The 26,669-nt window shown below is 68.4% G+C and carries 30 protein-coding genes; 12 read left to right on the top strand and 18 right to left on the bottom strand.

Annotation, left to right across the window (positions count from 1 at the left end):
* Positions 1 to 162 precede the first annotated feature (162 nt).
* Complete coding sequence (locus ACWEKS_RS28985) at positions 163 to 789, bottom strand: C40 family peptidase (RefSeq protein WP_452343012.1); 627 nt, start codon at positions 787 to 789, stop codon at positions 163 to 165.
* 668 nt (positions 790 to 1,457) lie between these two features.
* Here ACWEKS_RS28985 and ACWEKS_RS28980 point away from each other — a divergent pair.
* Positions 1,458 to 3,197, top strand: a complete 1,740-nt coding sequence (locus ACWEKS_RS28980) for a DEDD exonuclease domain-containing protein (protein WP_452343011.1) — start codon at positions 1,458 to 1,460, stop codon at positions 3,195 to 3,197.
* Between the two features lie 108 nt (positions 3,198 to 3,305).
* Entirely contained in the window at positions 3,306 to 3,926 is a 621-nt protein-coding gene (locus ACWEKS_RS28975; RefSeq protein ID WP_452343010.1) for a class I SAM-dependent methyltransferase, read from the top strand.
* Positions 3,927 to 4,004: 78 nt separating this feature from the next.
* On the opposite strand, the gene ACWEKS_RS28970 is transcribed toward ACWEKS_RS28975, so the two are convergent.
* From ACWEKS_RS28970 to ctaE, 5 genes are all read right to left on the bottom strand, one after another.
* Complete coding sequence (locus tag ACWEKS_RS28970; RefSeq protein ID WP_452343009.1) at positions 4,005 to 4,952, bottom strand: AraC family transcriptional regulator ligand-binding domain-containing protein; 948 nt, start codon at positions 4,950 to 4,952, stop codon at positions 4,005 to 4,007.
* Between the two features lie 113 nt (positions 4,953 to 5,065).
* Entirely contained in the window at positions 5,066 to 6,685 is a 1,620-nt protein-coding gene (gene qcrB, locus ACWEKS_RS28965) for a cytochrome bc1 complex cytochrome b subunit (protein WP_452343008.1), read from the bottom strand.
* Positions 6,682 to 7,830 (bottom strand): cytochrome bc1 complex Rieske iron-sulfur subunit, encoded by a 1,149-nt coding sequence (gene qcrA, locus ACWEKS_RS28960; protein ID WP_364616283.1) that lies wholly within the window; start codon positions 7,828 to 7,830, stop codon positions 6,682 to 6,684. Before qcrA ends, qcrB begins: the two co-directional genes overlap by 4 nt.
* Positions 7,827 to 8,687, bottom strand: a complete 861-nt coding sequence (gene qcrC, locus ACWEKS_RS28955) for a cytochrome bc1 complex diheme cytochrome c subunit (RefSeq protein ID WP_379437023.1) — start codon at positions 8,685 to 8,687, stop codon at positions 7,827 to 7,829. The genes qcrA and qcrC overlap by 4 nt, the downstream gene beginning before the upstream one ends.
* An 82-nt stretch (positions 8,688 to 8,769) precedes the next feature.
* A complete protein-coding gene (ctaE, locus tag ACWEKS_RS28950) occupies positions 8,770 to 9,381 on the bottom strand; it encodes an aa3-type cytochrome oxidase subunit III (RefSeq protein WP_083868641.1) in 612 nt (203 codons plus the stop codon).
* Between the two features lie 168 nt (positions 9,382 to 9,549).
* Here ctaE and ACWEKS_RS28945 point away from each other — a divergent pair, with 168 nt between their 5' ends.
* Both ACWEKS_RS28945 and trpD read left to right on the top strand, forming a co-directional pair.
* On the top strand, positions 9,550 to 9,972 hold the full coding sequence (locus ACWEKS_RS28945) for a hypothetical protein (protein WP_452343007.1): 423 nt from the start codon (positions 9,550 to 9,552) through the stop codon (positions 9,970 to 9,972).
* 68 nt (positions 9,973 to 10,040) lie between these two features.
* A complete protein-coding gene (gene trpD, locus ACWEKS_RS28940) occupies positions 10,041 to 11,096 on the top strand; it encodes an anthranilate phosphoribosyltransferase (RefSeq protein WP_452343006.1) in 1,056 nt (351 codons plus the stop codon).
* 12 nt (positions 11,097 to 11,108) lie between these two features.
* Here trpD and ACWEKS_RS28935 read toward each other — a convergent pair whose 3' ends face one another.
* Complete coding sequence (locus ACWEKS_RS28935; protein WP_452343005.1) at positions 11,109 to 11,663, bottom strand: phosphoribosylanthranilate isomerase; 555 nt, start codon at positions 11,661 to 11,663, stop codon at positions 11,109 to 11,111.
* Positions 11,664 to 11,769: 106 nt separating this feature from the next.
* Here ACWEKS_RS28935 and ACWEKS_RS28930 point away from each other — a divergent pair, with 106 nt between their 5' ends.
* Positions 11,770 to 12,078 carry a hypothetical protein gene (locus tag ACWEKS_RS28930; RefSeq protein ID WP_452343004.1) on the top strand — a complete coding sequence of 103 codons (309 nt, stop codon included), beginning with the start codon at positions 11,770 to 11,772 and terminating at the stop codon, positions 12,076 to 12,078.
* A gap of 9 nt (positions 12,079 to 12,087) precedes the next feature.
* Here ACWEKS_RS28930 and ACWEKS_RS28925 read toward each other — a convergent pair whose 3' ends face one another.
* Both ACWEKS_RS28925 and ACWEKS_RS28920 read right to left on the bottom strand, forming a co-directional pair.
* Positions 12,088 to 12,363: an Lrp/AsnC family transcriptional regulator gene (locus tag ACWEKS_RS28925; protein WP_040856541.1), complete on the bottom strand. Its 276-nt coding sequence runs from the start codon at positions 12,361 to 12,363 to the stop codon at positions 12,088 to 12,090.
* A 66-nt stretch (positions 12,364 to 12,429) separates the two neighbouring features.
* Positions 12,430 to 12,900 carry a MarR family winged helix-turn-helix transcriptional regulator gene (locus ACWEKS_RS28920; protein ID WP_452343003.1) on the bottom strand — a complete coding sequence of 157 codons (471 nt, stop codon included), beginning with the start codon at positions 12,898 to 12,900 and terminating at the stop codon, positions 12,430 to 12,432.
* Between the two features lie 86 nt (positions 12,901 to 12,986).
* On the opposite strand from ACWEKS_RS28920, the gene ACWEKS_RS28915 reads away from it, so the two are divergent.
* Positions 12,987 to 13,838: an NAD(P)H-binding protein gene (locus ACWEKS_RS28915; protein ID WP_452343002.1), complete on the top strand. Its 852-nt coding sequence runs from the start codon at positions 12,987 to 12,989 to the stop codon at positions 13,836 to 13,838.
* A 431-nt stretch (positions 13,839 to 14,269) separates the two neighbouring features.
* Here ACWEKS_RS28915 and ACWEKS_RS28910 read toward each other — a convergent pair whose 3' ends face one another.
* Complete coding sequence (locus tag ACWEKS_RS28910) at positions 14,270 to 14,734, bottom strand: carboxymuconolactone decarboxylase family protein (RefSeq protein WP_452343001.1); 465 nt, start codon at positions 14,732 to 14,734, stop codon at positions 14,270 to 14,272.
* Positions 14,735 to 15,033: 299 nt separating this feature from the next.
* Between ACWEKS_RS28910 and ACWEKS_RS28905 the strand changes: the two genes are divergently transcribed.
* A complete protein-coding gene (locus ACWEKS_RS28905) occupies positions 15,034 to 15,798 on the top strand; it encodes a YdcF family protein (RefSeq protein ID WP_452343000.1) in 765 nt (254 codons plus the stop codon).
* 76 nt (positions 15,799 to 15,874) lie between these two features.
* Here ACWEKS_RS28905 and ACWEKS_RS28900 read toward each other — a convergent pair whose 3' ends face one another.
* From ACWEKS_RS28900 to ACWEKS_RS28880, 5 genes are all read right to left on the bottom strand, one after another.
* Entirely contained in the window at positions 15,875 to 16,327 is a 453-nt protein-coding gene (locus tag ACWEKS_RS28900; protein ID WP_452342999.1) for a MaoC family dehydratase, read from the bottom strand.
* Between the two features lie 15 nt (positions 16,328 to 16,342).
* Positions 16,343 to 17,827 carry a long-chain-fatty-acid--CoA ligase gene (locus ACWEKS_RS28895; RefSeq protein WP_452342998.1) on the bottom strand — a complete coding sequence of 495 codons (1,485 nt, stop codon included), beginning with the start codon at positions 17,825 to 17,827 and terminating at the stop codon, positions 16,343 to 16,345.
* Positions 17,828 to 17,851: 24 nt separating this feature from the next.
* Entirely contained in the window at positions 17,852 to 19,009 is a 1,158-nt protein-coding gene (locus tag ACWEKS_RS28890; RefSeq protein ID WP_452342997.1) for an acyl-CoA dehydrogenase family protein, read from the bottom strand.
* Positions 19,010 to 19,082: 73 nt separating this feature from the next.
* A complete protein-coding gene (gene fabG, locus ACWEKS_RS28885; protein ID WP_364616325.1) occupies positions 19,083 to 19,832 on the bottom strand; it encodes a 3-oxoacyl-ACP reductase FabG in 750 nt (249 codons plus the stop codon).
* 29 nt (positions 19,833 to 19,861) lie between these two features.
* Entirely contained in the window at positions 19,862 to 21,013 is a 1,152-nt protein-coding gene (locus ACWEKS_RS28880; RefSeq protein ID WP_452342996.1) for an acyl-CoA dehydrogenase family protein, read from the bottom strand.
* A 143-nt stretch (positions 21,014 to 21,156) separates the two neighbouring features.
* On the opposite strand from ACWEKS_RS28880, the gene ACWEKS_RS28875 reads away from it, so the two are divergent.
* The 3 genes from ACWEKS_RS28875 to ACWEKS_RS28865 all read left to right on the top strand — a co-directional run bounded on the left by ACWEKS_RS28875 (position 21,157) and on the right by ACWEKS_RS28865 (position 23,282).
* Complete coding sequence (locus ACWEKS_RS28875) at positions 21,157 to 21,828, top strand: TetR/AcrR family transcriptional regulator (protein WP_452342995.1); 672 nt, start codon at positions 21,157 to 21,159, stop codon at positions 21,826 to 21,828.
* Positions 21,829 to 21,924: 96 nt separating this feature from the next.
* Positions 21,925 to 23,004, top strand: a complete 1,080-nt coding sequence (locus tag ACWEKS_RS28870; protein ID WP_452342994.1) for an alkaline phosphatase family protein — start codon at positions 21,925 to 21,927, stop codon at positions 23,002 to 23,004.
* A 122-nt stretch (positions 23,005 to 23,126) separates the two neighbouring features.
* Complete coding sequence (locus tag ACWEKS_RS28865) at positions 23,127 to 23,282, top strand: hypothetical protein (RefSeq protein WP_452342993.1); 156 nt, start codon at positions 23,127 to 23,129, stop codon at positions 23,280 to 23,282.
* Between the two features lie 15 nt (positions 23,283 to 23,297).
* On the opposite strand, the gene ACWEKS_RS28860 is transcribed toward ACWEKS_RS28865, so the two are convergent.
* From ACWEKS_RS28860 to ACWEKS_RS28850, 3 genes are all read right to left on the bottom strand, one after another.
* On the bottom strand, positions 23,298 to 23,711 hold the full coding sequence (locus ACWEKS_RS28860) for a VOC family protein (protein WP_452342992.1): 414 nt from the start codon (positions 23,709 to 23,711) through the stop codon (positions 23,298 to 23,300).
* Between the two features lie 56 nt (positions 23,712 to 23,767).
* Positions 23,768 to 24,370, bottom strand: a complete 603-nt coding sequence (locus ACWEKS_RS28855; RefSeq protein ID WP_452342991.1) for a dihydrofolate reductase family protein — start codon at positions 24,368 to 24,370, stop codon at positions 23,768 to 23,770.
* A 400-nt stretch (positions 24,371 to 24,770) separates the two neighbouring features.
* Positions 24,771 to 25,514 (bottom strand): helix-turn-helix transcriptional regulator, encoded by a 744-nt coding sequence (locus ACWEKS_RS28850; protein WP_452342990.1) that lies wholly within the window; start codon positions 25,512 to 25,514, stop codon positions 24,771 to 24,773.
* 129 nt (positions 25,515 to 25,643) lie between these two features.
* On the opposite strand from ACWEKS_RS28850, the gene ACWEKS_RS28845 reads away from it, so the two are divergent.
* Together ACWEKS_RS28845 and ACWEKS_RS28840 are read left to right on the top strand one after the other, a co-directional pair.
* Positions 25,644 to 26,174, top strand: a complete 531-nt coding sequence (locus ACWEKS_RS28845; protein WP_452342989.1) for a DUF2231 domain-containing protein — start codon at positions 25,644 to 25,646, stop codon at positions 26,172 to 26,174.
* A gap of 31 nt (positions 26,175 to 26,205) precedes the next feature.
* Positions 26,206 to 26,625 (top strand): hypothetical protein, encoded by a 420-nt coding sequence (locus ACWEKS_RS28840; RefSeq protein WP_452342988.1) that lies wholly within the window; start codon positions 26,206 to 26,208, stop codon positions 26,623 to 26,625.
* The last annotated feature ends 44 nt before the right edge of the window (positions 26,626 to 26,669 follow it).

Here is a 26,669-nt window from a genome sequence, read left to right as displayed (position 1 = left end):
TCCCGTTCTCTTACCCCGAGCCGGTTCAGAAGGTCTCGATAAGATTACGAAACGGCGACCGCTTGTGTCCAGCAGGCCACGGAATCATCACGGTCACCGCCTCTTCCACAGGTCGGCCGCCTGCGGTCGGCTACGGGGAAGACGCCCCGGTCGAGCAGCGGATCAGATGCGGCGCGCGCCCGTGAACGGCATCGAGGAGATCGGGGCGACCTTCACCGGCTGACCGGAGGTCGACGCGTGCACCACATTGCCGTCGCCGACGTAGATGCCGGAGTGGCTGCCGCCGTAGAACGACACCACGTCGCCGGGCTGCAGATCGTCGAACGACACCGGGCTGCCGGCATTGAGCTGCTCATAGCTGGTGCGCGGCAGGCTGACTCCGGCCTGCGCGTAGGACCACTGCACCAGACCGGAGCAGTCGAAGGCGTCCGGGCCGGCGGCGCCGTAGACGTAGGGGTCGCCGACGCGGCTCAGGGCGGCGTTGACCGCGGCCTGGCGCGGGCCGCTCCGCGGTCCGGGGATGGCCGGGCCCCACGGGGTGATGATGCCGGGGATGGCGGGGATGTTCACCGGGAGGGATTCCGGGAGCCCCGGGATGCCGGCGGGGAGCTGGATCAGGTCGGGCACGTCGATGGTGCCGACCGGTGTGTTCACCGGCTGGGCCGACGCGGGGGTCGCTGGCAGCAGCAGCGCGCTCACCGCGGCGGCGCCGACGGCACCGGCCGCAGCGGCACGACGCGCAGTGCGCTGCATGCCCCGGACCTGTCGCTTGACGGTGGTGGTCGCCATGATGAGGTACTTCCAATCTCCCCCGCGACGCTGCACCGGGTGGTGCGTCGGACTCCGCGAGGTCTCAGGAAGATTACGAGTCCATAACGGTGCTTTGTAAAGCCGAGACGGCCGGGCCGTCACTCAAAATTGTTACGCGCCCCCATTTCGGTGCGATAAACGTCACACCAATCACGAAACGATAACAGCGGTCATTTTCCGGAGAGCGCACCACTAGCTACCGGTGAGTAGCCAGCGCTCGCCCGAGGCCCTCCCGACCTCGACAAATTACGCATAACACAAGGTCAGAGCCATGACAGCCGACCTGGGCGATTTCGACACGCCAACGCGACACGCCCGACCGCAGGACAGCGGGGCGGCACACGCCGGAGGCCGGTGCGAACCGACCACCCTCACACCCGAGATTGATACGCTTTCCGAATAATAGTGACCCTGGTCACAATCGCGCATATTTCCGCAATTCGAGGATTTCATCTCGAGAATCTCCACCACATATTCAGACTTTCCCCAGGTCGCGCGAAGCAACTCCCCGGACCTCGCCAAAGTTCCCGGCCCGACCTGCGGAAAGTGCCGGATCACGCGTTCTCGGAGACGGTCACGACCCCCGGAGCTGCGGTGAACGCCTTGGCGGGAAAGGTTGTCGGACCCTGCGCCTAGGCTTCCCGTCCGTGTCCGGACAGCTGGCCTTCGACGAGCTCGAAACCCCGCTCTATGACACGACGTTCGTGGTGGTGGACCTGGAGACGACCGGCACCAGCCCCGAGGGCGACTCGATCACCGAGATCGGCGCGGTGAAGGTGCGCGGCGGCGAGGTACTCGGCGAGTTCGCGACCCTGGTGAATCCCGGCTGTGCGATTCCCCCGCAGATCGTGCAGATCACCGGGATCACGACCGCCATGGTGGTGGACGCGCCCCTCATCGAGCAGGTGCTGCCCGGGTTTCTGGAGTTCGCGCGCGGTGCGGTGCTGGTCGCCCACAATGCCCGCTTCGATACCGGATTCCTGAAGGCCGCCGCGGCCCGGTGCGAATTGCCCTGGCCCGCTTTCCAAACGCTGTGCACGGTCCAGCTGGCGCGGCGGGTGCTCGGCAAGGACGAAGCGCCCTCGGCCAAACTCTGGTACCTGGCTCAGCTGCTGGGCGCCGAGACCCGGCCTACGCACCGCGCCCTCGACGATGCCCGCGCCACGGTGGACGTGCTGCACGCGCTCATCGCCCGGGTGGGCAATCAGGGGGTGCAGAGTCTCACCGAGCTGCTCGACTATCTGCCCGAGGTGACACGCCGCCAACGCGCGAAACGTGTGATGGCAGCGGATCTTCCGGCCACGCCGGGGGTGTATCTGTTCCGCGGGCCCTCGGACGAAGTCCTCTATATCGGGACGGCGGTGAATCTGCGCCGGCGTGTCCGCACCTACTTCACCGGTTCCGACACCCGCCCGCGCATGCGCGAGATGGTGCAGCTGGCCACCCGGGTCGACCATGTCGAGTGCTCACACGGCCTGGAGGCAGGGGTGCGGGAGCTGCGGCTGCTGCTCGCCCACACCCCGCCCTACAACCGGCGATCGAAGTTCCCGCAACGCGCCTGGTGGCTGACGCTGACCGACGAGCCGTTCCCGCGGTTCGCGGTCTCGCGCACCCCGGCCCGGGACGCGCTGGGCCCGTTCACCTCTCGCGCCGACGCGCTGGAGATCGCCGCCACCGTCGCCGAGCAGGCGGGCCTGCGCACCTGCACCACCCGCATCCCGCGCACCGGCCGCCATGATTGCCCGCCGGCGGTGGTCGGCGGTTGCCCCGCGAGCGCCCACAGCAGCCCCCTCTATATAGAGGAGTACGAGCAAGCTCCGGCCATGGTCCGCGCCCTGTTCGCGGGCGCCGACGACGCCCTGCTGCACGCGATCGCCGAGCGGCTCGAAAGCCTGTCCACCGCAGAACATTTCGAGGCCGCAGCCCGGCTGCGGGATCGCACCGTGACGGTGATCCGCGCCCTGCGCCGGACCCAGCGCCTGGTCGCGCTGGCCGCCATCCCGGAACTGATAGCTGCCCGCCCCGACGGCGCGGGTGGCTGGGAGTTCGCGATCATCCGCCACGCCCGCCTCGCCGCCGCGGGCACCGCCGTGCGCGGCATCTCCCCCATGGCGGTGGTGGATCGCCTCGCAGCTGCCGCCGAAACCGTCATACCGCCCCGCCTTCCCGGCCCGGACGACGCGCCCGCCTATCCCCCACTGCGCGGGGCACTTCCGGAGGAGGCGGGCCTGCTGGTCCGCTGGCTCGAACAGCCCGGCACCCGCATCGTCCGCACCACCGACGGCTACGGCGAACCCCGCCGCGGCGCGGGCGCCTGGCTCGACTGGGTCGCCCGCGCCGAAGCCGCCGCCCAGATCACCACCCCGGATCAGTCCCCGCCGGGCTGATGACCAGCGCGGTGAAAACGCGCGGCTTCGAGGCCATTCCGGGGCAGGTGCGGAGGTGAGTACCGGAACGTACGGGCGGCGGGAGCGGCGCGCTGCCAGAATGGCGGGATGTATGTGCCAGATGCGGAGCGCTGGAATCACAACATCGAGTACCACCCGCTGCTGGCGGCGGCGGTCGCCGGGGCGCGGGACGTGCTGGACGTCGGGTGCGGGGAAGGCATGCTGGCCAGGCGGATCCGGCAGGGCGGGGCCGCAGTGACCGGGATCGATCCCGATGCGCGGAGTATCGAGCTGGCCCGGGACCAGTCCGGGGCGGGCGACATCACCTATCTCCAGGCGGATTTCCTCGAGCACCCCTTCGAGCCGGAGTCGTTCGACGGGATCGTGTCCATCGCGGCCCTGCACCACATGGACACCGTCAAGGCGCTCACCCGGATGCGGGAGCTGTTGCGGCCGGGCGGGACCCTGGCCGTGGTGGGCATGGCGCGCAACGACTTTCCGGCGGATCTACCGTGGGAGGCCGCCGCCCTGCTCACCAGTTTCAAGGATCGGCTGTTCCGGGCGCAGTGGGCGCACCCCTCGCCGGTCGTGTGGCCGCCACCGCAAACCTATGCCGAGACGCGGCGGACGGCCGCCGAGATCTTGCCCGGCGTGCGCTACCGACGGCACGTACTGTGGCGGTTCTCGCTGGTATGGACCAGGCCGAATCCGGCTGCACCGCAGGGTTAGCCGCCGAAGTGGGAGGTCGGCGCCGACCGCGAGTGCGGCACGTCGGCAGGACGCAACCACGCACTGTCGGCGCCATCGCTAGCGCGGGATGTCGTGGGTGCGGCCGGGCTGGGTGCCCGGGCGCCCTCGGTAACCGGGGCCGAAAACCGGCTGGGCAGATGCGCCGACCATGCGGGCGACGGTCTCGCCGGTGAGCCCGAGCTCCAGGAGTTCGGCGGCGAGCTGCTGCCGGATCTGATCGACCAGGCCGCGAAAGCTGATGTGCTGGTCGGCGAGTCGGCGGTGCAGGCCGCGTTCGGACAGTGTGAGTTCCCGGGCGACCTCGGCGAGCGACGGCGCGGTCGCGGGCGTCCGCAGCAGCACTCGGCGCACCTGCGCTGCCGGACCGGTGTATCGATGCCGGCGGTCCAGTGCCAGCTCGCACTGCTGGATGCACAGCGCGTCCGGCGGCCGGGCGGGCTGATCGAGCACCTCGGGCGGCACGGTGAACCTGCCTCGGCCGGGCTCGAATTCGAGGTCCAGCAGCACATCGGTGTCCGAGGCCAGCGCCGAGACCAGCGTGCAGGCGGCCGTCAGATCGCGGGCCAGCAGGAACGCCCGCACGTCGCCGCGCACCGCCCCGTCCCCGGCTGTGACCGCCAGCCCCGCCCGGGTCTCGGTGAACGACGGCCCGAATCGGACGGAGGTCACCGCGAAGTACCCGGGCAGCAGCCGGATCGCCTCCCGCACGGTCGGACTCGTCATCATGGCGTAGCCCACGATCCCCGCGCCGGGGAGCGCGTACCGCCGCCCGGTCGCGGCCCCCAGTTCGGCCGGGTCTCCCCCGTGCGCGATCAGATTCCGGATGACCCGCAGTTCCTGGCCCGACCGCACCTGTGCGCCAGGTTCTTCCAGGTCACTGCCGCGCAGCCCCGTCCCGGCCAGGCAGGCCGAGGCCGGAATCCCCTGTGCCCGACCGGTCTCCACCGCATAGCGGGTCGCCACCGCGGGCCGGGCGACCGCCCGTCGATCCGGCTGGACAGCCATAGTCCGGAAGCTAACAGGTCCCGGTCACCTTGTCATCCGATCGGCCGAGTCCCGGGAACGGGGAAGGCCCCGAGTCGAATTCGACTCGGGGCCTTCCCGTGTGACGGCGAGGATCAGTGCTCGTGCTTGCCGGCGGCGGCGTTCTGCGCGTCCTCCAGCACCTCGAGCATCTTGTGCTCTTCCTCGTGGGCGACGGCGACCAGGTCCGCCTGCTCCGACGCGGGGTCGGCGCGCAGGAAGGAGCCGGTGCCGGGCTTGCCCGCGGAACCCAGCTTGGCCATCTTCTTGGGCACCGGGGCGCCCTGGTACTCCAGCGGGATCGGGTGGCCGTGCGAGTCGACCGGGCCCAGCGGCTGGTGCACCTCGATGTACTCACCGTGCGGAAGCCGCTTGATCACACCGGTTTCGATGCCGTGCTCGAGCACCGCACGGTCACTGCGCTGCAGGCCGATGCAGAACCGGTACGCCACGAAGTACGCGAGCGGCGGAGCCAGCAGCAGCGCGATGCGGAAGAACCAGGTCGTCGCGTTCAGCGAGATGTCGAACTTCAGCGACAGGATGTCGTTCACACACGCCAGGGTCAGCACCAGGTAGAACGCGATGGCCATGGCACCGATGGCGGTGCGGACCGGCACGTCGCGCGGACGCTGCAGCAGGTTGTGGCGGGCGGTGTCGCCGGTGAGACGCTTCTCGATCCACGGGTAGGCGATCAGCACACCGAACACCGCACCCATGATCAGCGCGACCCAGAACGGCGCCGGGACCGTGTAGCGGCCCAGGTACAGCTCCCACGGCGGCATGAGACGCGCCATGCCGTCGGTCCACATCATGTAGAAGTCCGGCTGCGAACCCGCCGAGACCTGGGACGGGTTGTAGGGACCCAGGTTCCAGATCGGGTTGATCTGGAACACGCCACCCATGATGGCGACGACACCCAGGGTGAAGGCGAAGAACGCGCCCTGGTCGGCGGCGAACACCGGGATGATGCGGGCGCCGACGACGTTCTTCTCGGTGCGGCCCGGTCCGGGGAACTGGGTGTGCTTCTGGTACCACACCAGCGCGACGTGCGCGGCGATGAGCGCCAGGATGATGCCCGGCAGCAGCAGCACGTGCGCGATGTACAGACGCGGAATGATGATGGTGCCCGGGAAGTCACCGCCGAAGATCAGCCAGTGCATCCAGGTGCCGATGACCGGGATGCCCATGGTGATACCACCGAAGGCGGCGCGCAGACCGGTGCCGGAGAGCAGGTCGTCCGGGATCGAGTAGCCGAAGAAGCCCTCGAACATGGCCAGGATGAGCAGCAGCGAGCCGATCACCCAGTTGGCCTCACGCGGCTTGCGGAAAGCGCCGGTGAAGAAGATGCGGAACAGGTGGATGATGATCGACGACGCGAACAGCAGCGCCGCCCAGTGGTGCACCTGGCGCACGAACAGACCGCCGCGCACCTCGAAGGAGATGTTCAGCGCGGTCTCGTAGGCCCGCGACATCGTGACACCGCGCAGGGGCTGGTAGGCACCCTGGTAGACGGTCTCCGACATGGACGGGTCGAAGTACAGCGTCAGGTAGATACCCGACAGCAGCAGGATGATGAACGCGTACAACGCGATCTCACCGAGCAGGAACGACCAGTGGGTCGGGAAGACCTTGTTGATCGATCGTTTGGCGAACGCCGCGAGGCGGTAACGCTCGTCCATCTCGTTGGCCTGGACGGCCACTTTGCTAGGGCTCATGAACGACGCTCCCAGTAGGCCGGGCCGAGGGGCTCGATGAAGTCGTGCTGGGCGACCAGGTAGCCATCGGCGTTGACGGTGATCGGCAGCTGCGGCAGCGCACGCGCGGCGGGACCGAAGACCGGCTTACCCCACTCGGTCGCGGAGAACTGCGACTGGTGGCAGGGGCACAGGATTCGGTTGGTCTGCTGCTCGAACAGCGAGGTGGGGCAGCCGAGGTGGGTGCAGATCTTCGAGTAGGCGAAGTAGTCGCCGAAGTTGAAGCTCTCCTGGCCCTTGCGCTTGATGGCGTGCTCGGCATCGTGGGTGCGCAAGCGAATCAGCATGACCGCGTTGCGAATACCGCGCAGCGATTCCAGCGTCTTGTGCTCGTCACCGCGCCAGGATTCCTTCCAGGGGAAGACGGTCTCCATGGCACCGGCGTCCAGATCCTCCGGCTTGACCAGGACGATGTCCTCGGGGCGGCCGGTGTCGCGACGCAGATAGATGGTCTCACCCGGGTAGTCCGGGGTCCAGCCCGAGACCCACAGCGGCGACTTGTCGCGCTTGGCCCACGGGTTCTTGATCATGCCGCCGACGAAGACGAGCAGCGCGCCGACGCCCATGACGCCCACGCCCAGGCCCGCGGTGCGGGTGATGAGCTTGCGGCGGCCCAGGGTCGAGGTCTCGGCGGCGTCCTGCAGCTGCGCGACCAGGGTGCGCCGGTCGACCTCCTTGGACGCGCCATCGTGGCGGTCCTGGATGGAGATCTCGGCGGGGATGAAATGCTTGCGGATCAGCACCACCGCGACGCCGACGGCCAGCACGGCGATGCCGAGGGTGAGGCCGTAGAGCGGGGTGGTCAGCGTGTACATGCCGTTGCCGTCCTGGTGACGGCCCTTGTACTCCCAGGGCCAGAACAGGAAGACACCGATCAGCGCGGCACCCGCGAGCGCGGAGATGCCGAACCAGAGCGCCACCCGGCGCTCGGCGCGCTTCTCGGCCCGGGTACCCGGGACCGGCCAGCGCGGGGCACGGTAGGCGACGTCGACGCCGTCCAGCTCGGTGCCGAGCTTGACCAGCTCGTCCCGCGACATGGCGTCGAGCTGCTCATCGGTGGGTTCGGTGGGGTTGTCCCCCATGCTGTTTCGCTCCTGTTCACTCATGACCGGGAACCGATCCACATCGCGGAGCCGACCAGGACCACGATGCCGACGACCCAGATGGCCAGGCCCTCGGTCGCGGGACCGAAGCCGCCGAGGCCGTAGCCGCCCTCGGACGGGGTCTCCATGCGGTCCTTGATGTAGGCGACGATGTCCTTCTTCTCGTCCGGCGTCAGCTGCCGGTCGGAGAACCGGGGCATGTTCTGCGGGCCGGTCAGCATGGCCAGGTAGAGCTGCTGCTCGGTGGCCTCTTCCAGCGGCGGCGCGAACTTGCCGGACGACAGCGCGCCACCCTTGCCGGTGAAGTTGTGGCAGGAGGCGCAGTTCATGCGGAACAGCTCGCCACCGCGGCCGAGGTCACGGTCCTCGACGATGGACTCCTGCGCGATCTCGCCGTTGCTGTCGCGCAGCACGGTCGGACCGCCGCCCTGGGACTGGACGTACGCGCCGAGCGCGTCGGTCTGGTGCGCGTCGAACTTCGGGGGCTTGCGCTGGATCTGCGCCTCGTTGCGGGCGGCGGGCATACGACCGGTGGAAACCTGGAAGTAGACCGCGGCCTCACCGACGCCGATCAGGCTGGGGCCGCGATCCTGGACACCCTGCAGGTTGGCACCGTGGCAGGTGACGCAGGAGGTGTCGTAGATCTGCTTGCCCTCGCGGATCAGCGCGGACTGGTCCTCTTTCGCGGTGGCGACCTGAGCCTGCGGGGTCAGGGCCGACGCCGCGAAGCCGGCTCCGACGAGGCCCATCAGGAGGACCAGACCGCCGGCCAGCTTCCGGCGCATCCGGCGCTGCTTGCGGATCTTGGTGGCCTGGCCGATCCCCTCGGGATCTGGCGCTGACGGGGGAGATGAACTCATCTGTGTCCCTTTGGAGTAGACGGAACCGACTTGTACAAGTTTCTGGGTTGCCGACGCGGGCTGGGCCTCGGCGCGTCCGGTGTTAGCGGACGAAGTAGATCGTGGCGAAGAGGCCGATCCAGACGATGTCGACGAAGTGCCAGTAGTAGGAGACGACGATCGCCGCCGTGGCCTGCGCCGGGGTGAACTTGCTGAGCTTGGTGCGGATCAGCAGGAACACGAACGCGATGAGACCGCCGATGACGTGCAGACCGTGGAAGCCCGTGGTGATGAAGAACACCGAGCCGTACACGCTGCTGGAGATCGAGGTGCCCTCCGAGTACAGGGCGTGGTACTCGGTGGCCTGGCCACCGACGAAGAACGCACCCATGAGGAAGGTCAGCAGGTACCAGCGGCGCAGGCCGAAGACGTCACCCTTCTCCGCCGCGAACACGCCCATCTGGCATGTGAAGGAGGAGGCGATCAGCACCGCGGTCACCGGCACGGCGAGCTTCATGTTCAGCTCGGTCGGCTCCGGCGGCCAGTTTCCGTGCGCCTGCGCGCGAGCAACGAAGTACATGGCGAACAAGCCGGCGAAGAACATCAGCTCGCTCGACAGCCAGATGATGGTACCGACGCTGACCATGTTGGGCCGGTTCAGCGAATGCACACGCTGGGTAATGGCCGATCCTGGGGTCCCTACTGCGGTCGTCACGCCGGTAAGTATGACTTGTCGTAGTACGACAGGCGTAGGCGGGTACGAAACTTTGTCGTACGTGTCGGAAAGCCCAGCGCGAGCGCTCGTCTGGCAGGGCGCTCGGCGTGTCCCGGAGAGCCTAGATTGCGCAGGTAAGAGGAAGCTGAGCCCTGTGGAGAGGGATATATGAGCGTGAAATCGTGGTGGCGGCGGATAGCTGGACGCGGCGGGACGACCGAACTGGATCCGAGGCGGCCGGATCTGGTGGTGGTGGCATCGAGTTTCGATGATGCCGAAGCCTGTTCGGCGGCCCTGGGCAAGGCTCTGCAGTGGACATCGGACGATCCAGTAGTCCTTCGGCACCACCTCCGGGTTCCCGCCGACCGCGTCGGTGAGGTGCAAGTCATCGCCGCGCAGATCGGCTATGACACCGCCTCGGTGGACGCGGCCGACCCGGCGAACCTGGTGTTGCAGCGCGTGCAGGTGCTCGACGCCCTGCACTGCTCCCAGGAGCGTTCCCGCATGACGGGAATCGCCCATCGCTACGACGGCCATGTCCTCGGCTGGGATGCCCTGCAGCCCGCCGCCGGTCCTGGCGGAAAGAACTAGCCCCGCACACTAGGCTTGCCGCAACAACACTGGTGTCCGGCGTGGACCGGCAACGGGAAGAGAAGGCAATGAGCGCGCGCAGCTGGAGAGAAATTCTCGGCATCCTCACCGACGGCAACGATCTGTCCTCGGATGAGGCCGCGTGGGCGATGAACGAGATCTTCTCCGACAACGCCACCTCCGCGCAGATCGCGGCCTTCGGCGTGGCCCTGAAGATGAAGGGCCCGACCCCGACCGAGCTGAGCGGCCTGGCCACCGGCATGCTCTCGCACGCGAAGCGGGTGCCGTTCGAGGGCGCGGCGGTGGATATCGTCGGCACCGGCGGGGACCGCTCGGGCAGCGTGAACATCTCCACCATGTCCTCGATCGTGGTGGCGGCCAGCGGGATTCCGGTGATCAAGCACGGCAATCGGGCGGCCTCGTCCAAGAGCGGCGGCGCGGACGTGCTGGAGGCGCTGGGCGTGAAGATCGCGCTCGGGCCGGAATCGGTGGCCGAGTGTGTGCGGCAGACCGGCATCGGGTTCTGCTTCGCGCCGGTGTTCCATCCCTCGCTGCGGTTCGCGAGTCAGGCGCGCGGTGAGATCGGGATTCCGACGGTCTTCAATATTCTGGGGCCGCTGACCAATCCGGCCCAGCCCAGCACGGGCCTGATCGGCTGTGCTTTCCCGGATCTGGTGGCGGTGATCGCGGGTGTGTTCGCCGAACGCGGCGCCTCGGCGCTCGTGGTCCGCGGCAACGACGGCCTCGACGAGATCACCACCGCCGACACCACCGATGTGTGGGTGGTCGCGGGCGGCCGGTTGCACGAAACCACCATCGACCCAACCAGACTCGGCATCGAGCGGGTGCATCCGTCGGCGCTGCGCGGCGGCGACGCGGTGATGAACGCGGAGATCGCGCGCGCCATGTTCGCCGGCGACCCGGGCCCGGTGCGGGACGCGGTGCTGCTGAATTCGGCGGCGGCGCTGGTGGCGTTCGAACTGACCGCCGCGGGGGTGGACGGCGATCTGCACACCAAGCTGGCCGCGGCTTTGAAGCGGGTGGCCGAGACCGTGGATTCGGGTGCGGCCTCGGCGCTGCTGGATCGCTGGGTCACCGTCTCCAACGGGCTCGGCGCGAACTGACCCCGGGGGACTTCAGGCCCCCGGTTCGGCCGCGGAGTCCACGGCCTGTTTGAAACGGCTCATGGCATCGAAACTCTTGATGCCAGGGGCGGTTTCGACCGAACTGGAGACGTCGACGCCGAACGGCCGATGGGTCGTGATCACCTCGGCGACATTGCCGGGGCTGAGGCCGCCGGCCAGCACCACCTGTCCGGGCACCTGCTCCAGCCAGTCCGGGAATTCGGCGAAGACGCCCGATCCGGTGCTGGCGTCGTAGAAGAAGTATTCGCAGACCTGTTCCGGGGTGGGTGCGGCGGCCGAGCAGTAGGCCAGATTCGGCAGGTCGGTCCAGTTGTAGAGCTGGATGACGTCGAAGTCGCCGATCACCTCGGCGACCTCGGTCCGGTCGAACGCCACCACGAACGAGCGGATCCGGCCGCGCGCGTACGCCGCCAGCTCACGCGCCCGGGCGGGCTCGACATACCGCTTGCTCTTGGCCGTGCCGACCACGCCGATGGCCGAGTAGCCGAGCTCGACGGCCCAGTCGATCTGTTCCTCGGTGGTGAGCCCGCACACCTTCACGAACATGGTTCCTGCCCTCTCATGGAAGAGTTCCTCCGAGTGTCCTGAGAGTTCGGGTCACCCAGCTGTGTGTTTGCTGTTCGGGTCACCGGGGCGGCGTTACAGTTTCGACATGCGATACGGAGTGGTGCTACCCGGCCTGGTGGCCGTGTTCCTGGGCATCGGCATCCCGGTGAGCGCCGCTCACTGGGCTCACGACGAGACCGCCGATCCCGGCACCCTCAGTGTGGACGGCCGCAGCTACGGCATTCCGGGCGACTGCGTGACCATCCGCGGTGTGCCGCGCCGGCTCAGTGTCGACAATGAAACCACCCTGCGCGCCCAGGTCTACCTGTTCCCCGGGTGCAAGGGCGGCGTCACCCACACCATCGAGCCCGGTCACACCGGCACCGCGCTGGGCGCGTCCGTTCTGACCCGCTGACCCGGGCGGCTATTCGCCGATCGAGAAGCCGGCCTCCACGTCCGCGCGCGAGTAGGACTTGAACGCGATGTGGGTGGCCGTGCGCAGCACGCCCGGCGTCTTGTTGATCCGGCCGGTGACCACGTCGGCGATCTCCTCGTGGTCGCGCACCCGGACCACGGCGATCAGGTCCACATCCCCCGCGCACGAATAGACCTCGGCCACCCCCTTGATGTCGGCCAGTTCCTGCGCGGTCTCCGGAATCCGATCCGGTTCGGCGGAGATCAACACGATCGCGGTAATCATGAGCCCAACTCTAGGTGATGGCCGGGGCGGCAGCGCCGGTCCGGGATCGAACGGCGCGGGTCCGGGTCAGTCCGGGATCGCGTCGGTGTGGTCGAGCGGTTCGCCGAGGAGGTCGGCGGCGGCGCGGTGGATTTTTTCCAGCGCCGACATCAGGTGGCGGCGTTCGGCGTCGGTGAGGTCGGCGGTCACCTTGTCGGACAGGGTCTTCCGGTCGGCTTCGACGGGGTCGCGGAGGTCGCGGCCGCGGTCGGTGAGCCAGAGCCGGACCAGGCGGTTGTCCTTGTCGTCGCGGCGGCGGGTGAGCAGGCCGGCGGCGGCCATGCGGGTGGCCATCTTGACGACGGTCGGCGTGGTGACGTTCAGCGCGGCCGCCATCTCCCCCGGTGTGCGGCCGTCCTGTTCCCACAGCACGGCCAGCACGTGATTCTGGCCGAGGTGCAGGCCGAGGCGGCGCATATCGCGATCGGCCAAGGCGCGCAAGGCTTTCGAGGTGCGGCCGTGCAGGTCCAGGAAGTCGGCTGAGCCTGGGGAAGACATGGGGCCTCCGGTCGGGTGCGGGTATTGACCGTCGATCGTTAGCCGTCTAACGTTTTTCGGTAGACGGCTAACGATCTGGAGATGCCATGCTACTGCTGACCGGAGCGACCGGGAACATCGGCCGCGAACTCACCCGCATCCTCGATGCCAACGACCTCGATTTCCGTGCCCTGGTGCGTGATCCGGCACGGGCGGCGACCCTGCCCGCGCGTGCCGAAACCTGCCTGGGCGACCTCGACGATCCGGCGAGCCTGGACCGGGCCATGACCGGAGTCACCGGCCTGTTCCTGCTGGTCCCGGGCATCGGGCTGGACCACACCCGCAACCTGCTGCACGCCGCCGCCGGGGCGGGAGTGAAGCGGATCGTCATGATCTCCTCCGCCCACGTGCTGGTCGAACCGCTGCCCGCCATGGGCAGCTGGCACCACGAGCGCGAGAATCTGGTGCGCGCCAGCGGAATTCCGTGCACGATCCTGCGTCCGGGCGGGTACATGTCCAATGCCCTGGAGTGGATTCCGGCGTTGCGGGCGGGCGACCCGATCCTCGACCCCGCCGGCCCGGGCCGGTTCGCCCCGATCGATCCCGCCGATATCGCCGAGGTGGCGGCCCGCTGCCTCACCGAGCCCGGCCACGCCGGGGCGGCCTATCACCTCACCGGACCGGAGAGCCTGACCGTCGGCGAACAGGTCGCGATCCTCGCCCGAATCCTGGACCGCGACATCAAGATTCGTGAGGCCGCGACGCCGGAGGAGGCGGTGGCGGCCCGCTTCCCGAACGGCGCTCCCCCGCCGCTGGCCGCGGCGATCGTGGCGGGCTTCGCCCTCATGCGCGCCGACACCGTGGGCGCGCGCACCCACACCGTGACCGAACTGCTCGGCCGCCCGCCGCGTACCTTCGCCGAATGGTGTGCGGCCCACCGCGCCGCCTTCGAGAACTGACCGAGCCTTCGAGGACCGACCGGCCGCACCCGGCCGACATCACCTGCACCAGTGACGGGATTCGAACCCGCGGTTTCTTCCTTGACGGAAGCGAGGACTCCGGACTCCTCCACACCGGCTGGACCACCCCACGACCTGCGCGCCAGGGCGTCGGTGGCGACGATGACAGTAATGACACGTCGTGGAAAGCGGTACCGATTTTCCGCGGCGGGGTCAGCCGAGGTCGGCGAGGAGGGCGCGGGCGTCGTCGGCGTCGGGATGGCCGCCCGTCCTGGAAGCTCGAGCCCTGCAGCCGAATCGCGGGGTTGGTTGCGCGGCCCGAATGCCGAGTGGCACACCGCCGCGGGGATTCGACCGATTCCCCTCGGTGGTGTGCCACTCGAGAAATGCCTGCCCTTGCGCCCCAGGGTGATTGGGGCGCGGGCAGGTGGTCACCACTGGCCGGGGACGTACTGGCCGCCCAGCTGGCCGGAGATGACGTTCAGGCGGTTCCAGGCGTTGATGGTGGCAATCAGGGAGATCAGCGCGCCGATCTGGTCGTCGTCGTAGTTCTTGCGGACCAGGGCCCAGGTGTCCTCGGAGATGTCGCCACCGTCGGCGAGACGGGTGCCCTCGTCGGTGAGGGCGAGGGCCGCGCGCTCGGGCTCGGTGAAGACGGTGGATTCCTTCCAGGCGGCGACCATGGCCAGGCGGACCGCGGTCTCGCCGGCGTGGGCGGCGTCCTTGGTGTGCATGTCCAGGCACATGCCGCAGCCGTTGATCTGCGAGGCACGGATCTTGACCAGTTCCTGGGTGGCCTTGGGCAGGCTGGACTCGTCGACGACGCGGGCGGCGGTGACGAGGCGCTTGTTGAACTTGGCGGCGACTTCGTTCTCGTACAGGGCGAAGCGGGTCATTGTTCTCTCTTTTCTCTGTGTCGTTCGTTGCCTTCGTCAGGTTGACGACGGGGCCCACGCGGGTGTGACATCGGGCGTGATGTGATGCCGGTCATACCATCTGAAGCGGTCCGAGCGGTCGCGCCGACCTCACGACAATGCCGGTCCGGCTTGATATTTCCGCTGTTCGGACGCTGTCTCGCGACGATGTGAATCTTGATTTCGCGAAATCGCCTCCATAGAAGTGGATCCGGCGCGATCATGATTCGGACGATTGTGAACCGACCGGTAGTCACATCCCGGCTACCTAGGGGGTTGCGATGCTCGACGCAGGCAGACATCGGAGAATCTCACCCAGTGGTCAGTGGCAAGGAGTCCGCCCCCAGCTGGGGCGCGTCCGGCCCGGCCGCCATCACCGCAGGACATCGAATCAGTTCCGCACCAAGGCCATCCAGGCCCTGCTGCCCGGCGCCACCGTCATCGCACTGGCGGCGGCCGCCGCGCCGGCCCACGCCGACGCGCCGCCGCAGCCGGTACAGATCGATTCCATCGCCGGGCTGTCCCAGAACATGCTGGCGACCATCAACGCGTTGCAGACCTTCAATATCCCCGGCATGGACCTGCCGGGCCTGAACCTGCCCGCGCTGTTCACCCCGGACACCGCGATCGTGGTGCTCGGTTACGGTCTGCAGCCCGACGGCTCGATGCGCCCGGAGCTCATGGCCCGGCTCTACGCCGGCTACGTCTCGGCCCTGCTCTCGCCGCAGGCCCCGGTCATCGTGACCGGCGGCAATCCGCAGAACGGGGTGACCGAGGCGGACGCCATGACGGACTGGCTGGTCGAGCGCGGTATCGACCGCACCCGCATTCATGCCGAGACCAAGGCGAATTCGACGGTCCAGAACGCGGCGTTCTCGGCGCAGCTGATGGACGCCATCGGCGCGCACGCGGCGATCCTGATCACCTCGGCGAACCATATCGCCCGGGCGCTGATGAATTTCCAGGCGGCGGGGATCTCGGTGGTGGCGACCATGACGCCGGACGCCGCCCCGCTGTCGGCGGTGCCGTTCGGACCACGCGGGTAGCCCGCGGAACACCGCCGGTCCGCGAAAAGCCAGGGCCCGCCGATCGATTCGATCGGCGGGCCATGGTCTGCGCGCCTCAGGCGAGGTAGCGGGCGATGCTCTCCGCGACGCAGGCGGGCTTGTCCTGTCCCTCGATCTCGACGGTGACCGTCCGCACGGCCTGCACGCCACCCGGGATGTCGGTGACGGCGTCGAGGGTGAAGCGGCCGCGGATGCGGCAGTCCACCGGCACCGGGTTGATGAACCGAACCTTGTTGAGCCCGTAGTTGATCGCCATGTTCGCGGCGCTGACGGTCATGACCTGCGCGGTCATCGGCACCACCAGTGACAGGGTGAGGAACCCGTGGGCGATGGTGCGCCCGTAGGGTCCGGCGGCCGCGCGGGCGGCGTCGACGTGGATCCACTGGTGGTCGTCGGTGGCGTCGGCGAAGGTGTCGATGCGCTGCTGGTCGACGGTGATCCAGTCGCTGACACCGATTTCGGTGCCGGCGGCGGCGCGCAGGTGGTCGAAGTCGCTGAAGTCGATCATGCGGTGTTCCTCCGGCTAGGCGTAGCGCTGCTTCAGTTCGCGCTTGAGGATCTTGTGGGTGGGCCCCATGGGCAGTTCGGTGACGAACTCGACGCGGCGCGGGTACTTGTACCGCGCCACATGTTCTTTCGCGTAGTCGATGACGTCCTCGGCGGTGAGCGGTCCGGACGGCACGACGACCGCGAGGATCTCCTCGCCGTAGTTCTCGTCCGGCACACCGATGATCGCCACCTGCGCGATGTTCGGGTGCCGCAGCAGCGCGGCCTCCACCTCGGTCGGGTACACGTTGAACCCGCCGCGAATGATCATCTCCTTGATCCGGTCCACGATGCGCAGGTAGCCCTGCTCGTCCTTGACGCCCAGGTCGCCGGTGCGGAACCAGCCGTCCACCATGACCTCCGCGGTGGCCTCGGGCTTGCCGGTGTAACCGCTGAACACATTGTGGCCGCGCACCACGACCTCACCGATGGTGCCGGTCGGCAGGAGTTCGATGCGGTCGCGCACGTCAGTGGCGGCGATCTCGACGTCGACGCCCCACACCGGGTGTCCGACGGTGCCGATCTGCGGGCCGAGCAGCGGCTGGTTCACCGTTGCGGTGGGCGAGGTTTCGGACAGGCCGTAGCCCTCGAGGATGTGCGCGCCGAAGACCTGCTCGAACTCCTCGATGATGACCGGCGGCATGGCCGCGCCGCCGCTGATGCACAGCCGTAGCTTCGGCAGTACCGCCGCGCCCCCGGCCGCCGCGAGCAGCCCGTGGTACATGGTCGGCACACCGTGGAAGGTATTGATGTTCTCCTTCACCATGAGCTCGAGCGCCTGCGCCGCATCGAATCTCGGCATGAGCACCAGGGTCGCGCCGAGCCGCCAGTGCGAGTTCATGGAGACGGTCTGGCCGAACACATGGAACAGCGGCAGTGCGCCCAGCGCGATATCCTCGCGCTTGACCTCGTTGGCGTCGAAGGCGTTCACCGTCGCGCACATGACCATATTGAGGTGGCTGAGCTCCGCGCCCTTGGGGCGGCCGGTGGTGCCGCTGGTGTAGAACACCACCGCGGTGTCGAGCGGGCTGCGCGCCACATACGCCGGAATCGCCTCGCCGGAAAGCTCTTTCGGGCTCAGGCAGTCGATGCCGGCCCGGCCGGCCGCCTCCTTGCCGACGACCTCCACCATCGGATGGCAGATCATGACGGTGGCCCCGCTGTCGCGCAGCACGTATTCCGCCTCGTCCGCTGTGAGCAGCAGGTGCACCGGCACCACGGTCGCGCCTGCCGCCAGGATGGCGAAGTACGCACGCGGGAAATCAGCGGTATTGGGTCCCATGAGCGCGACCCGGTCACCCGGCCGCACCCCGAGTTCGATGAGGGCCCCGGCCTGTTCGCGGGCCTGCCGCCACAGGTCGCGGAAGGTGATGCGCTGGTCGCCCTCGATCAGGGCGATGTGGTCGGGTCGCCGCCACGCCGGTTCGGCGAGGATGCCGGCCAGGGAGAGAGTCGCGTTCATCGATACCTCGGTTCGATCGGTTGGTCAGAGACCCATGTCCTTGGCGATGATCATCTTCATGACTTCGCTGGTACCGCCGTAGATCCGGTTCACGCGGTTGTCGGCGTAGAGGCGGGCAATGGGGTACTCGTTGATGAAGCCGTATCCGCCGTGCAGCTGCAGGCAGCGGTCGATGACTCGGTGCGCGACCTCGGTGCAGAAGAGCTTGGCGGAGGCGGCATCCGCCGGGGTCAGGGTGCCCTCGTCGAGGGCCTCGAGGCCGCGATCCACCACGGCCTCGGCGGCGTCCACCTCGGCCTGACAAGCGGCGAGTTCGAACTTGGTGTTCTGGAAGCCGGAGACCGGCTGGCCGAAGACGTTGCGCTGCCGGGTGTATTCCTTGGCGAAGCGGATCGCGGCCTTGGCCTGCGCGTACGCGCCGACGGCAATGGACAGCCGCTCCTGCGGGAGGTTCTGGCCCAGGTAGGAGAAGCCCTTGTGCTCCTCGCCGAGCAGGTCCTCGACCGGCACCTCGACGTCGGTGAAGTTGAGTTCGGCGGTGTCGGAGACCTTGAGGCCCAGCTTGTCCAGCTTGCGGCCGACGCTGTAGCCCGGGGACTTGGTGTCCACCACGAACAGCGAGATGCCGTGGCGGCGATCGGTGTCGCCGGGGGCGGCGGTGCGGGCGCAGACGATGACGCGGTCGGCGAGCACGCCGCCGGTGATGAAGGTCTTGGACCCGTTCAGCACGTAGTGGGTGCCGTCCGCGGAAAGCTTTGCGGTGGTGCGCATTCCGGCCAGGTCGGAGCCGGTGCCGGGCTCGGTCATGGCGATGGCGAACATGATCTCGCCGGTGACGAAGCCGGGCAGCCAGCGCTGCTTCTGCTCCTCGGTCGCGAGATTCTTGAGGTAGGGCAGGCACAGCCCCACGTGCACGCCCGATCCGCCGAGATGCACTGCGGCACGGGCGACTTCCTCCATGAGGATGGCCTGGAACTTGAACGACTCGATGCCCGCGCCGCCGTACTCCTCGGGCACCTCGATGCCGAAGACACCGAGCTCGGCCAGCTTGTAATAGAACTCGCGTGGCGCGATACCGGCCGAATACCACTCCTCGTAGACGGGGACGACCTCGGACTCGATGAAGGCCCGCACGGTCTCGCGGAAGGCGTCGTGGTCCTTGTCGAAAACTGTTCTCTGCATGGTGACGATCTCTCTGAGCCGGTGACAGCCCGCGCCGGGAGCGAATCACCCAGCACGGACCGAAGTTTCGTGATTAAAGGCGGCGTCCGCCGTCGACGTAGATGGTCTGGCCGGTGACGAACGACGCGTCATCGGAGACCAGGAAGGACACCACGTTCGCGATGTCGGCGGGCTCGCCGACCCGGCGCAGCGGGGTGATCTTGGCGGCCTCGGCGCGGAACTCCTCCGGCGAGACACCCACGCGGGCGGCGGTGGCATCGGTCATCTCGGTGACGATGAAGCCCGGCGCGACGGCATTGACGTTGATGCCGAACGGCCCCAATTCCATGGCGAGCGTGCGGGTCAGGCCCTGGATGCCCATCTTGGCGGCCGAGTAGTTGGCCTGGCCGCGGCTGCCCAGCGCGGACACGCTGGAGGTGTTCACGATCTTGCCGGACTTCTGCTTCACCATGTACTTCTGCGCCTCCCGCGAGCACAGGAACGTGCCCTTCAGGTGCACGGACATGACGATGTCCCAATCGTCCACCGACATCTTGAACAGCAGGTTGTCGCGCAGCACGCCGGCGTTGTTGACCAGCACGTCGACCGAACCCAGTTCCGCGGCAATGCGTTCGAACGCGGCGGCGACCTGCGCCTCGTCGGTGACATTGCAGCCCACCGCGATGGCCGTGCCGCCCTGGGCGGCAATGGCGTCCACGGCGTCCTTGCAGGCGGCCTCGTCGAGATCGACGATGGCGACGGCGAAACCGTCGGCCGCCAGGCGGGCCGCGGTGCCCGCGCCGATTCCGCGGGCCGCACCGGTCACGACTGCGACTTTCGACATGACTGAATCTCCCTGTCTGTGAATGACGTTCAGAGGAAGGCGTTCACGCCGGTGAGGGCGCGCCCGATGAGCAGCTTCTGGATCTGGCTGGTGCCCTCGTAGAGGGTGAGCACGCGGGCGTCGCGCAGGTACTTCGACACCGGGTACTCGTCGATGTAGCCGTATCCGCCGAACACCTGGATGGCATTGTTGGCGGCCTTCACCGCGGCCTCGCTGGCGAACAGCTTGGCGACCGAGGCCTCGGTGCCGAACGGCTTGCCCTTCCCGACCAGGTCGGCGACCCGCCAGGTGAGCAGCCGCGCCGCCTCGACATCGACGGCGATATCGGAGATGAGTTCCTGGACCAGCTGATAGGAGGCGATCGGCTTGCCGAACTGCTCGCGCTCCCGAGCGTATTTCACGGCGGCCTCCAGGCAGCCGCGCGCGACGCCGACACACCCGGCGGCCACACCCATGCGGCCCTTGTCCAGGGCGGCCATGGCGATCTTGAAGCCCTGGCCGAGCTCGCCGAGCCGGTTGGCGTCGGGCACCCGGACCTGGTCGAGGACGAGTTCGGCGGTGGCCTGGCCGCGCAGGCCGAGCTTGCCCTTGATCTCGGTGCGCGCGAAGCCGGGGGCGTCGGTGGGCACCAGGAAGGCGGTCACGCCCTTGGGGCCGGGGCCGCCGGTGCGGGCGAAGATGATGGCGACGTCGGCCCAGGTGCCGTTGGTGATGAACATCTTGGTGCCCGACAGCAGCCAATCATCGCCGTCGGCAACGGCCCTGGTGGTGAGGCTGCCCGCGTCGGAGCCGGTGCCGGGTTCGGTGAGGCCGAAGCAGCCCAGTGACTGCCCGGAGCACAGGCGCGGCAGCCACTCCCGCTTCTGGGTCTCGGTGCCGTAGGTCTTGATCGACTTGGCCACCAGGCCGAGCGAGACGGATACGATGCCGCGCACCGAGCTGTCGCCGCGACCGAGTTCCTCGAGCAGGACACAGTAGTCCAGGGCCGCGCCGCCGGAGCCGCCGTACTCCTCCGGGATCTCGATGCCGAGAAAGCCCATCGCACCGAGCTTGCCGACGATCGCGGTATCGACCGCCTCGGCCCGATCCCAGGCGGCCGCGTGCGGAACGACCTCTTTGTCCACCCAGGCCCGGGCCAGCTCGCGCAGTTCGCGCTGCGACTCGCCGAGTTCGAAGTCCATGGTTGTGATAGCTCCTAACCAAACGTTGTTAGGTTTATGACGCGAAAGTTATCCTAACAGTGTTCGGTTAATCAAGGACCGGGTGATAAATTCGACGTCCGCCGGGGGATCGCCGAGGTCTTCCATCGAAGGAGGTGAGCCGGATGGCCAGGCCGAAGGTGCCGCTGCTGAGTCGCGAACGGATTCGCGACGCGGCCCTGACCCTGATCGATCGCGACGGGCTCGCCGAGCTGTCCATGCGCAAGCTCGCCGCCGAACTGGGTGTGCAGGCCGCCTCCCTCTACACCCACTACCCCACCAAGGACGCCGTCCTCGACGACATCGCGGGCGGTCTCATGGCGCGGGTCGATGTGTCGGCCTTCGACCAGGGCTGGCGCGCCGGCCTCATCTCGTGGGCCCACTCCTACCGCGACGCCCTGGTCCGGCACCCCAACTTCGTCGCCTACCTGGCCGCCGGGCCCGGCACCCGCGACGAGAACCTGCGCGCCGCCGACGCCGTCCACGGCGGCCTGGTCTCCGCGGGCTGGCCCCCGCGCGACGCCACCATGATCGGCGCGGCCACCCGCTACCTGGTCATGGGCGCCACCATGGGCTCGTTCTCCCGCGGTTTCGTCGACGACGTCCAGGTCTACCGCGACCGCTACCCGCATTTGGAGCAGGCGCATCTGCTGCGCGCCAAGGCCGACGAGATCGATTCGGAGAGTTTCGAATTGGCGCTGTCGGCCTTCACCGACGGCCTGCAACTCCGCTTCGACGCCATCGAGAAGGAGCGGGCCCGGCGGCGGCAGACCCGCTCGAACCCCCGCTCCGACTAGGGGATGCGACCCGCTGGCGTTTCACTCAGCGGGACAGTTCTGGTCAATTGTCCGAATTTGCTGCGGAAGTGCCGAACCCCGGCTAGGTTGCCGCGCATGTCTCGTACTCGTGCACTGGTGGCCGCCGCCGCGCTGGCCGCACTCCCGCTGGCCACGGCCGCCCCGGCGACGGCCGCACCCGTGGTGAACAAGGTCGTGGTGATCGGCATCGACGGCACGCTGTGGAGCGAGGTGCAGGCGGCCAATGCCCCGAACCTGGGCCTGCTCGCGGCCCAGGGCACCCTGGCGCGGACCTCCATCGCCCCGCACACCACCATGTCGTGCGTCTCCTGGGCGACGGCCCTGACCGGGGTCTGGGATACCAAGCACGGCATCAAGGACAATGACTCCACCTGCACCCCTGCGCCTTTCGCACAGTATCCGACGGTGTTCACGCAGCTGGAGCGCGCGAAGCCGAGCCTGGCCACCGCGTCGCTGGGTACCTGGGACAAGATCGGCATGATCGCCCGGACCGGAAATCCCGCGGCGGACAGGGTGTCCGTGACGCAGGTCGATCCGACCGGCGCGGGAGTCTGTGAGACGACCGCGGATTCGAATGCCGCGGCGCAGGTGGTGTCCGCCATCACCGACGACGGCACGGATTTCGTGTTCACCCACCTCGATCAGGTCGATATCGTCGGCCACACCCTGCGCGGCATCTGGCCGCAGGCGTACCGGGATGCCATCGGCCGGGTGGACACGCTGGTCGGCAAGATCACCAAGGCGGTCGACGACCGCGCCCGGACGCACGCCGGCGAGCGCTGGACGATCCTGGTGACCACGGACCACGGGCACAAGCCCGAGGGCGGCCACGGCGGTCAGAGCGCCTACGAGACAGCGAGTTTCATGATCGCGCGGGGGCCGGACTTCGCCGCGGGGGCGCAGAACAACGGCTACACCCTGGCCGACATCACCCCGACGGTACTGGACCTGCTGGGTGCACCGGCGGATCCGAACTCCGACGGCCGCTCGGTGCGACTCGGCGGTTCCGGTGATCCCGCTGCTACACCGCCGAACACACCCGCCATCGACTCCGGCATCACCGGTTCGTCCTCGGGCTCGGCGCAAATGCTCATGGTCAACAATCCGCTCTGCCTGGTCGCCAGCGGCTCGGCCGGTGGATCCTTCGGCAAGTAACCGGTCGGAGCGCCACTGCCCGACAAGGAGCGGGCCCGCCGTCGGCGGACCCGCTCCCACCCTTGACCTCCGCCGCCGTGGCGCCCCGGAATCCGCCTCCTCCTACGGTTGAATTCCAGCCTGTGGAGCCCAAAGCGAAGCGCCTGCTATTCCTCGCCGCCGCGATCATCCTCGCCGCGTCGACCTACACCTACGCCCTCGCCCCCGGCCACTACGGCGCGGCAATAGCCCTGGGCGCAGTCCTGACCATGTTCTTCGTCGGCAAGGCCATGAAGTAGCCCCGGGCCCGGCACCTACTTCGGCGCAATCAACTCCAGTGCGATGTTGTCCGGGTCCCGGAACTCCAGGATGTAGCTGGCGCCGATGTCCTTGATGTCCTCGTGCGCGACCCCGCAGGCATCGAGATGCGCTGCGGCAGCCTCCAATTCGGCCAGTGACCCGACCGGGAAGGCGAGATGGTCGAGACCGACACGGTCCTCGTCGAACCGATCGGTTCCGACCGGCCGCAGACCGATCAGCCCCTGCGCCATCCGGTAGATCACCCCGCCGTGCAGGAAGCTCAGCCGCCGTCGGGTGTCGTCGTCCGCGTCGGCCGCGATCTCCAGCGCCACCGGCCACCCGAAGACCGCATCGTAGAAGGCTCTCGACCGCCCGATGTCACCCACGGTGAGCCGGATATGTGCAACAGACTCCACAGAGATCGCCATGCGGCCGATGCTGGCACACCTCTGACCTACTCGCTGGTTCGGGGCCGCGCGGCTGCTCAGGCGAGGTGCGCTCGCGCGTCCTCGTAGCCGGCCTCCTCGGGAGCGTCGGCGGGGCCGTAGATCAGGTGCAGCACACTGGTTTTGAACGGCGTGGCCGACAGCAGCCGCAGCGGGACGGGAGTGCCCTCGTCGAAGAGCCGCAGGCCGTCGCTGCGCAGGGCGATGGGGTGCACGAACAGGTGCAGTTCGTCGATGAGCGCGGCCGCCAGCAGCTGGCGCACGATCGAGGTCGAGCCGCTGAGCGAGATGTCGCCGCCCGGTTCGGCCTTGAGGGCGGCCACGGTCGCCACCAGATCACCTTGGGGCTGTTCGGAATTGCGCCAGGTGAAGTCGAGTTCGCGATGGGAGAACACGATCTTGCGCAGATCGCCGAGCGCCTTCGCGAAACCCGCGTCCTCGGCTCCGGCGGCCTCGCGTTCGGGCCACGCGCCCGCGAACGAGTCGTAGGTGACGCGGCCGAACAGCAGGGTGTCGGCGGTGGCGACCAGGGCCGAGACGGCCTCGCCCATCTCGTCGTTGTAGTAGGGGAAGTGCCAGTCCTGCGGGTCGGCGACGATGCCGTCGAGGGAGATGAACAGTCCTGCGGTGATCTTGCGCATCGGTGTGCTCCTTGCGAATGGGTCGAGGTGGGCCGCGCGGTTGTTCATAGGACGTGGCGACAGTCTCGGATTCATCGGTCGCGCACCCTGATTCCCCGGTGACCGCTGCCCCGTTTCCACCCCGACGCGCCCGGTTCGGGCGGTTCGGGCGGGCCGCTGCCACTGCGCTGCCTTTCACCCATTACGCTGTGGCACAACCGAATCCACCGCTCGTACGGTTGGGAACGAGCCTGTGGGGGTCTGTGGTGAAGCGCTTTCTTTTCCTGATCATGACGATCGTCGTCGCCGCCTCCACCTATGACTACGGCCGGTCGGCCGGCCACTACGGACTGGTCGTGGTGATGGGCATCGTCCTCACGCTGTTCCTGATCGGGAAGACCATGGAATAGCCGCATCTCGCTCAGGCGGAGGCTGCCGATGAGCCCGGGGCGGGCGAAGGGTGGTCCGGGCGGTCGGCCGCCGGGCGCAGTTCGACGCAGCATTCACCGGGGGCCGGAGCCAGCACGGCTTCGACGGTGTTCGCACCCAGACCGTCGAGGATGCCGGAGAGGTAGGCATGGTTGAGGGTGCAGACGAGTTCGGGGGCGGAGGCGGCGAGGGGGTGGAAGGGGCAGTTGTGCAGGCGGATGCAGGACGGGGCCGGGCGGCCGGGTTCGAAGCCCTGGTCGGACAGTAGGGCCTGGAGGAGGGTGAGGGCGCGTTCGGGGCCGAGCCGGCCGGGTTTGCGGAGGTCACGTTCGGCGGCGCCGAGGGCGGTGCCGCGCTCGGTGGCGACGCGGACGGCGACGTCCCGGGCGGTCTCGTCCGCGCCCTCGCCGAGCACCGCGCTCATCAGGATTTCGGCCAGCACCTCGTAGCGGCGTTCCGGAATGCTCACGCGCACATCGGTTTCGGCGGGTTCGTAGACCTTGGGGGTACGGCCGACGCGACGGGGGGCGCCGACGGCCTCGTAGCGGGCGCGCAGCAGGCCGGCGTCGACGAGCTTGTCCAGGTGGAAGGCGGCGAGTTTGCGGGAGATGCCGACCTCGGCGGCGGCCTCGTCGCGGGTGACGGGGCGGCGGGCGCGGCGGATGTACCAGTACATGCCGCGCCGCAGGTCGTCATCGAGGACGGCGACGGCACCGATCGCGGAAGCACTGGTCACGCGACCACAATAGCGCCCATCATCTTGGCCGAAAAGTATTGCGCACCGCTCCAGCGTGTAGTCCTTGACCAGTCCGGGTAATTACGCCAAGAATTATTTCCTGAATTCAAGGCTGGTTGGGAGGTTGTCGTGACGGCTGATCCGCAGCAGGCCGAGCCTGATCCGTACCAGGCCAAGCGCCCGGTGAGCGCGGCGCTGACCGGGCCGTACGGCCATCCGTTCCATCCGATCCTGGTCACCGTGCCCATCGGGACCTGGGTGGCGAGCCTGATCTTCGACTTCGCCTCACACCTGGTCGGTGATCCGGAGTTCCTGGCGCGCGGCGCGCTGTGGCTGATCGCCATCGGCGTGCTCGGCGCACTCGCGGCGGCCACCGTCGGATTCCTGGACTTCCTGGCCATCCCGGCCGGAACCCCGGCCTTCCGCACCGGCCTGGTCCATCTGAGCCTCAACCTCGCGGTGACCGTCGCCTTCGCACTGGATTTCGTCTGGCGGCGAGCCGAGGGCACGCCCGGTCCGGTGCCGTGGGGTCCGCTGCTGCTGTCGGTGGCGGCCCTCGCGGCCCTGACCGTATCCGGCTATCTCGGCGGCAAACTCGCCTATCGCTATGGCGTCCGGGTCGCCGACGAGACCACCCAGGCCACGGGTTTCCAGCGCTGAATCCCCGTCCCTCTCTCGACAGGAGTTGATCATGGCCATCGCGGCACTCATCACCTGGCTGCTCACCGCGGCCGGCGGTTTCGTTCTGCTCGGCACCTGGATCGCCAAAGGCGGTGTCCGGCAACCGAGTTCCAGCCATCTGCCCCCGCCCGTCATCTTCGGCCACTTCCTGCTGGCCGTGGCCGGGCTGGTGCTGTGGATCATCTATCTGGTGGTCAGCACCAAGGCCGTCGCCTGGGTCGCCTTCGCGCTGCTGATTCCGGTGGCACTGCTCGGCTTCTTCATGCTGCTGCGCTGGCTGCCGGTCTATCGGGGCCGGGCAGCCGGTGTCCCGCAGTCCGAACCGGCCGAACGCCACTTCCCCGTCCTGGTCGTGGGCGGGCACGGGGTCTTCGCCGTCGTCACCGTGGTGCTGGTCCTGCTCACCGCGCTCGGTGTCGGCGCGAGCTGACCCCGGCGACGAGCCTGCCCCGGAAAAAGCGTGAGCCCCGAGCC

This window comes from Nocardia sp. NPDC004711 (genome assembly GCF_053601595.1).
This window is presented reverse-complemented; position numbering and strand designations above follow the sequence as displayed.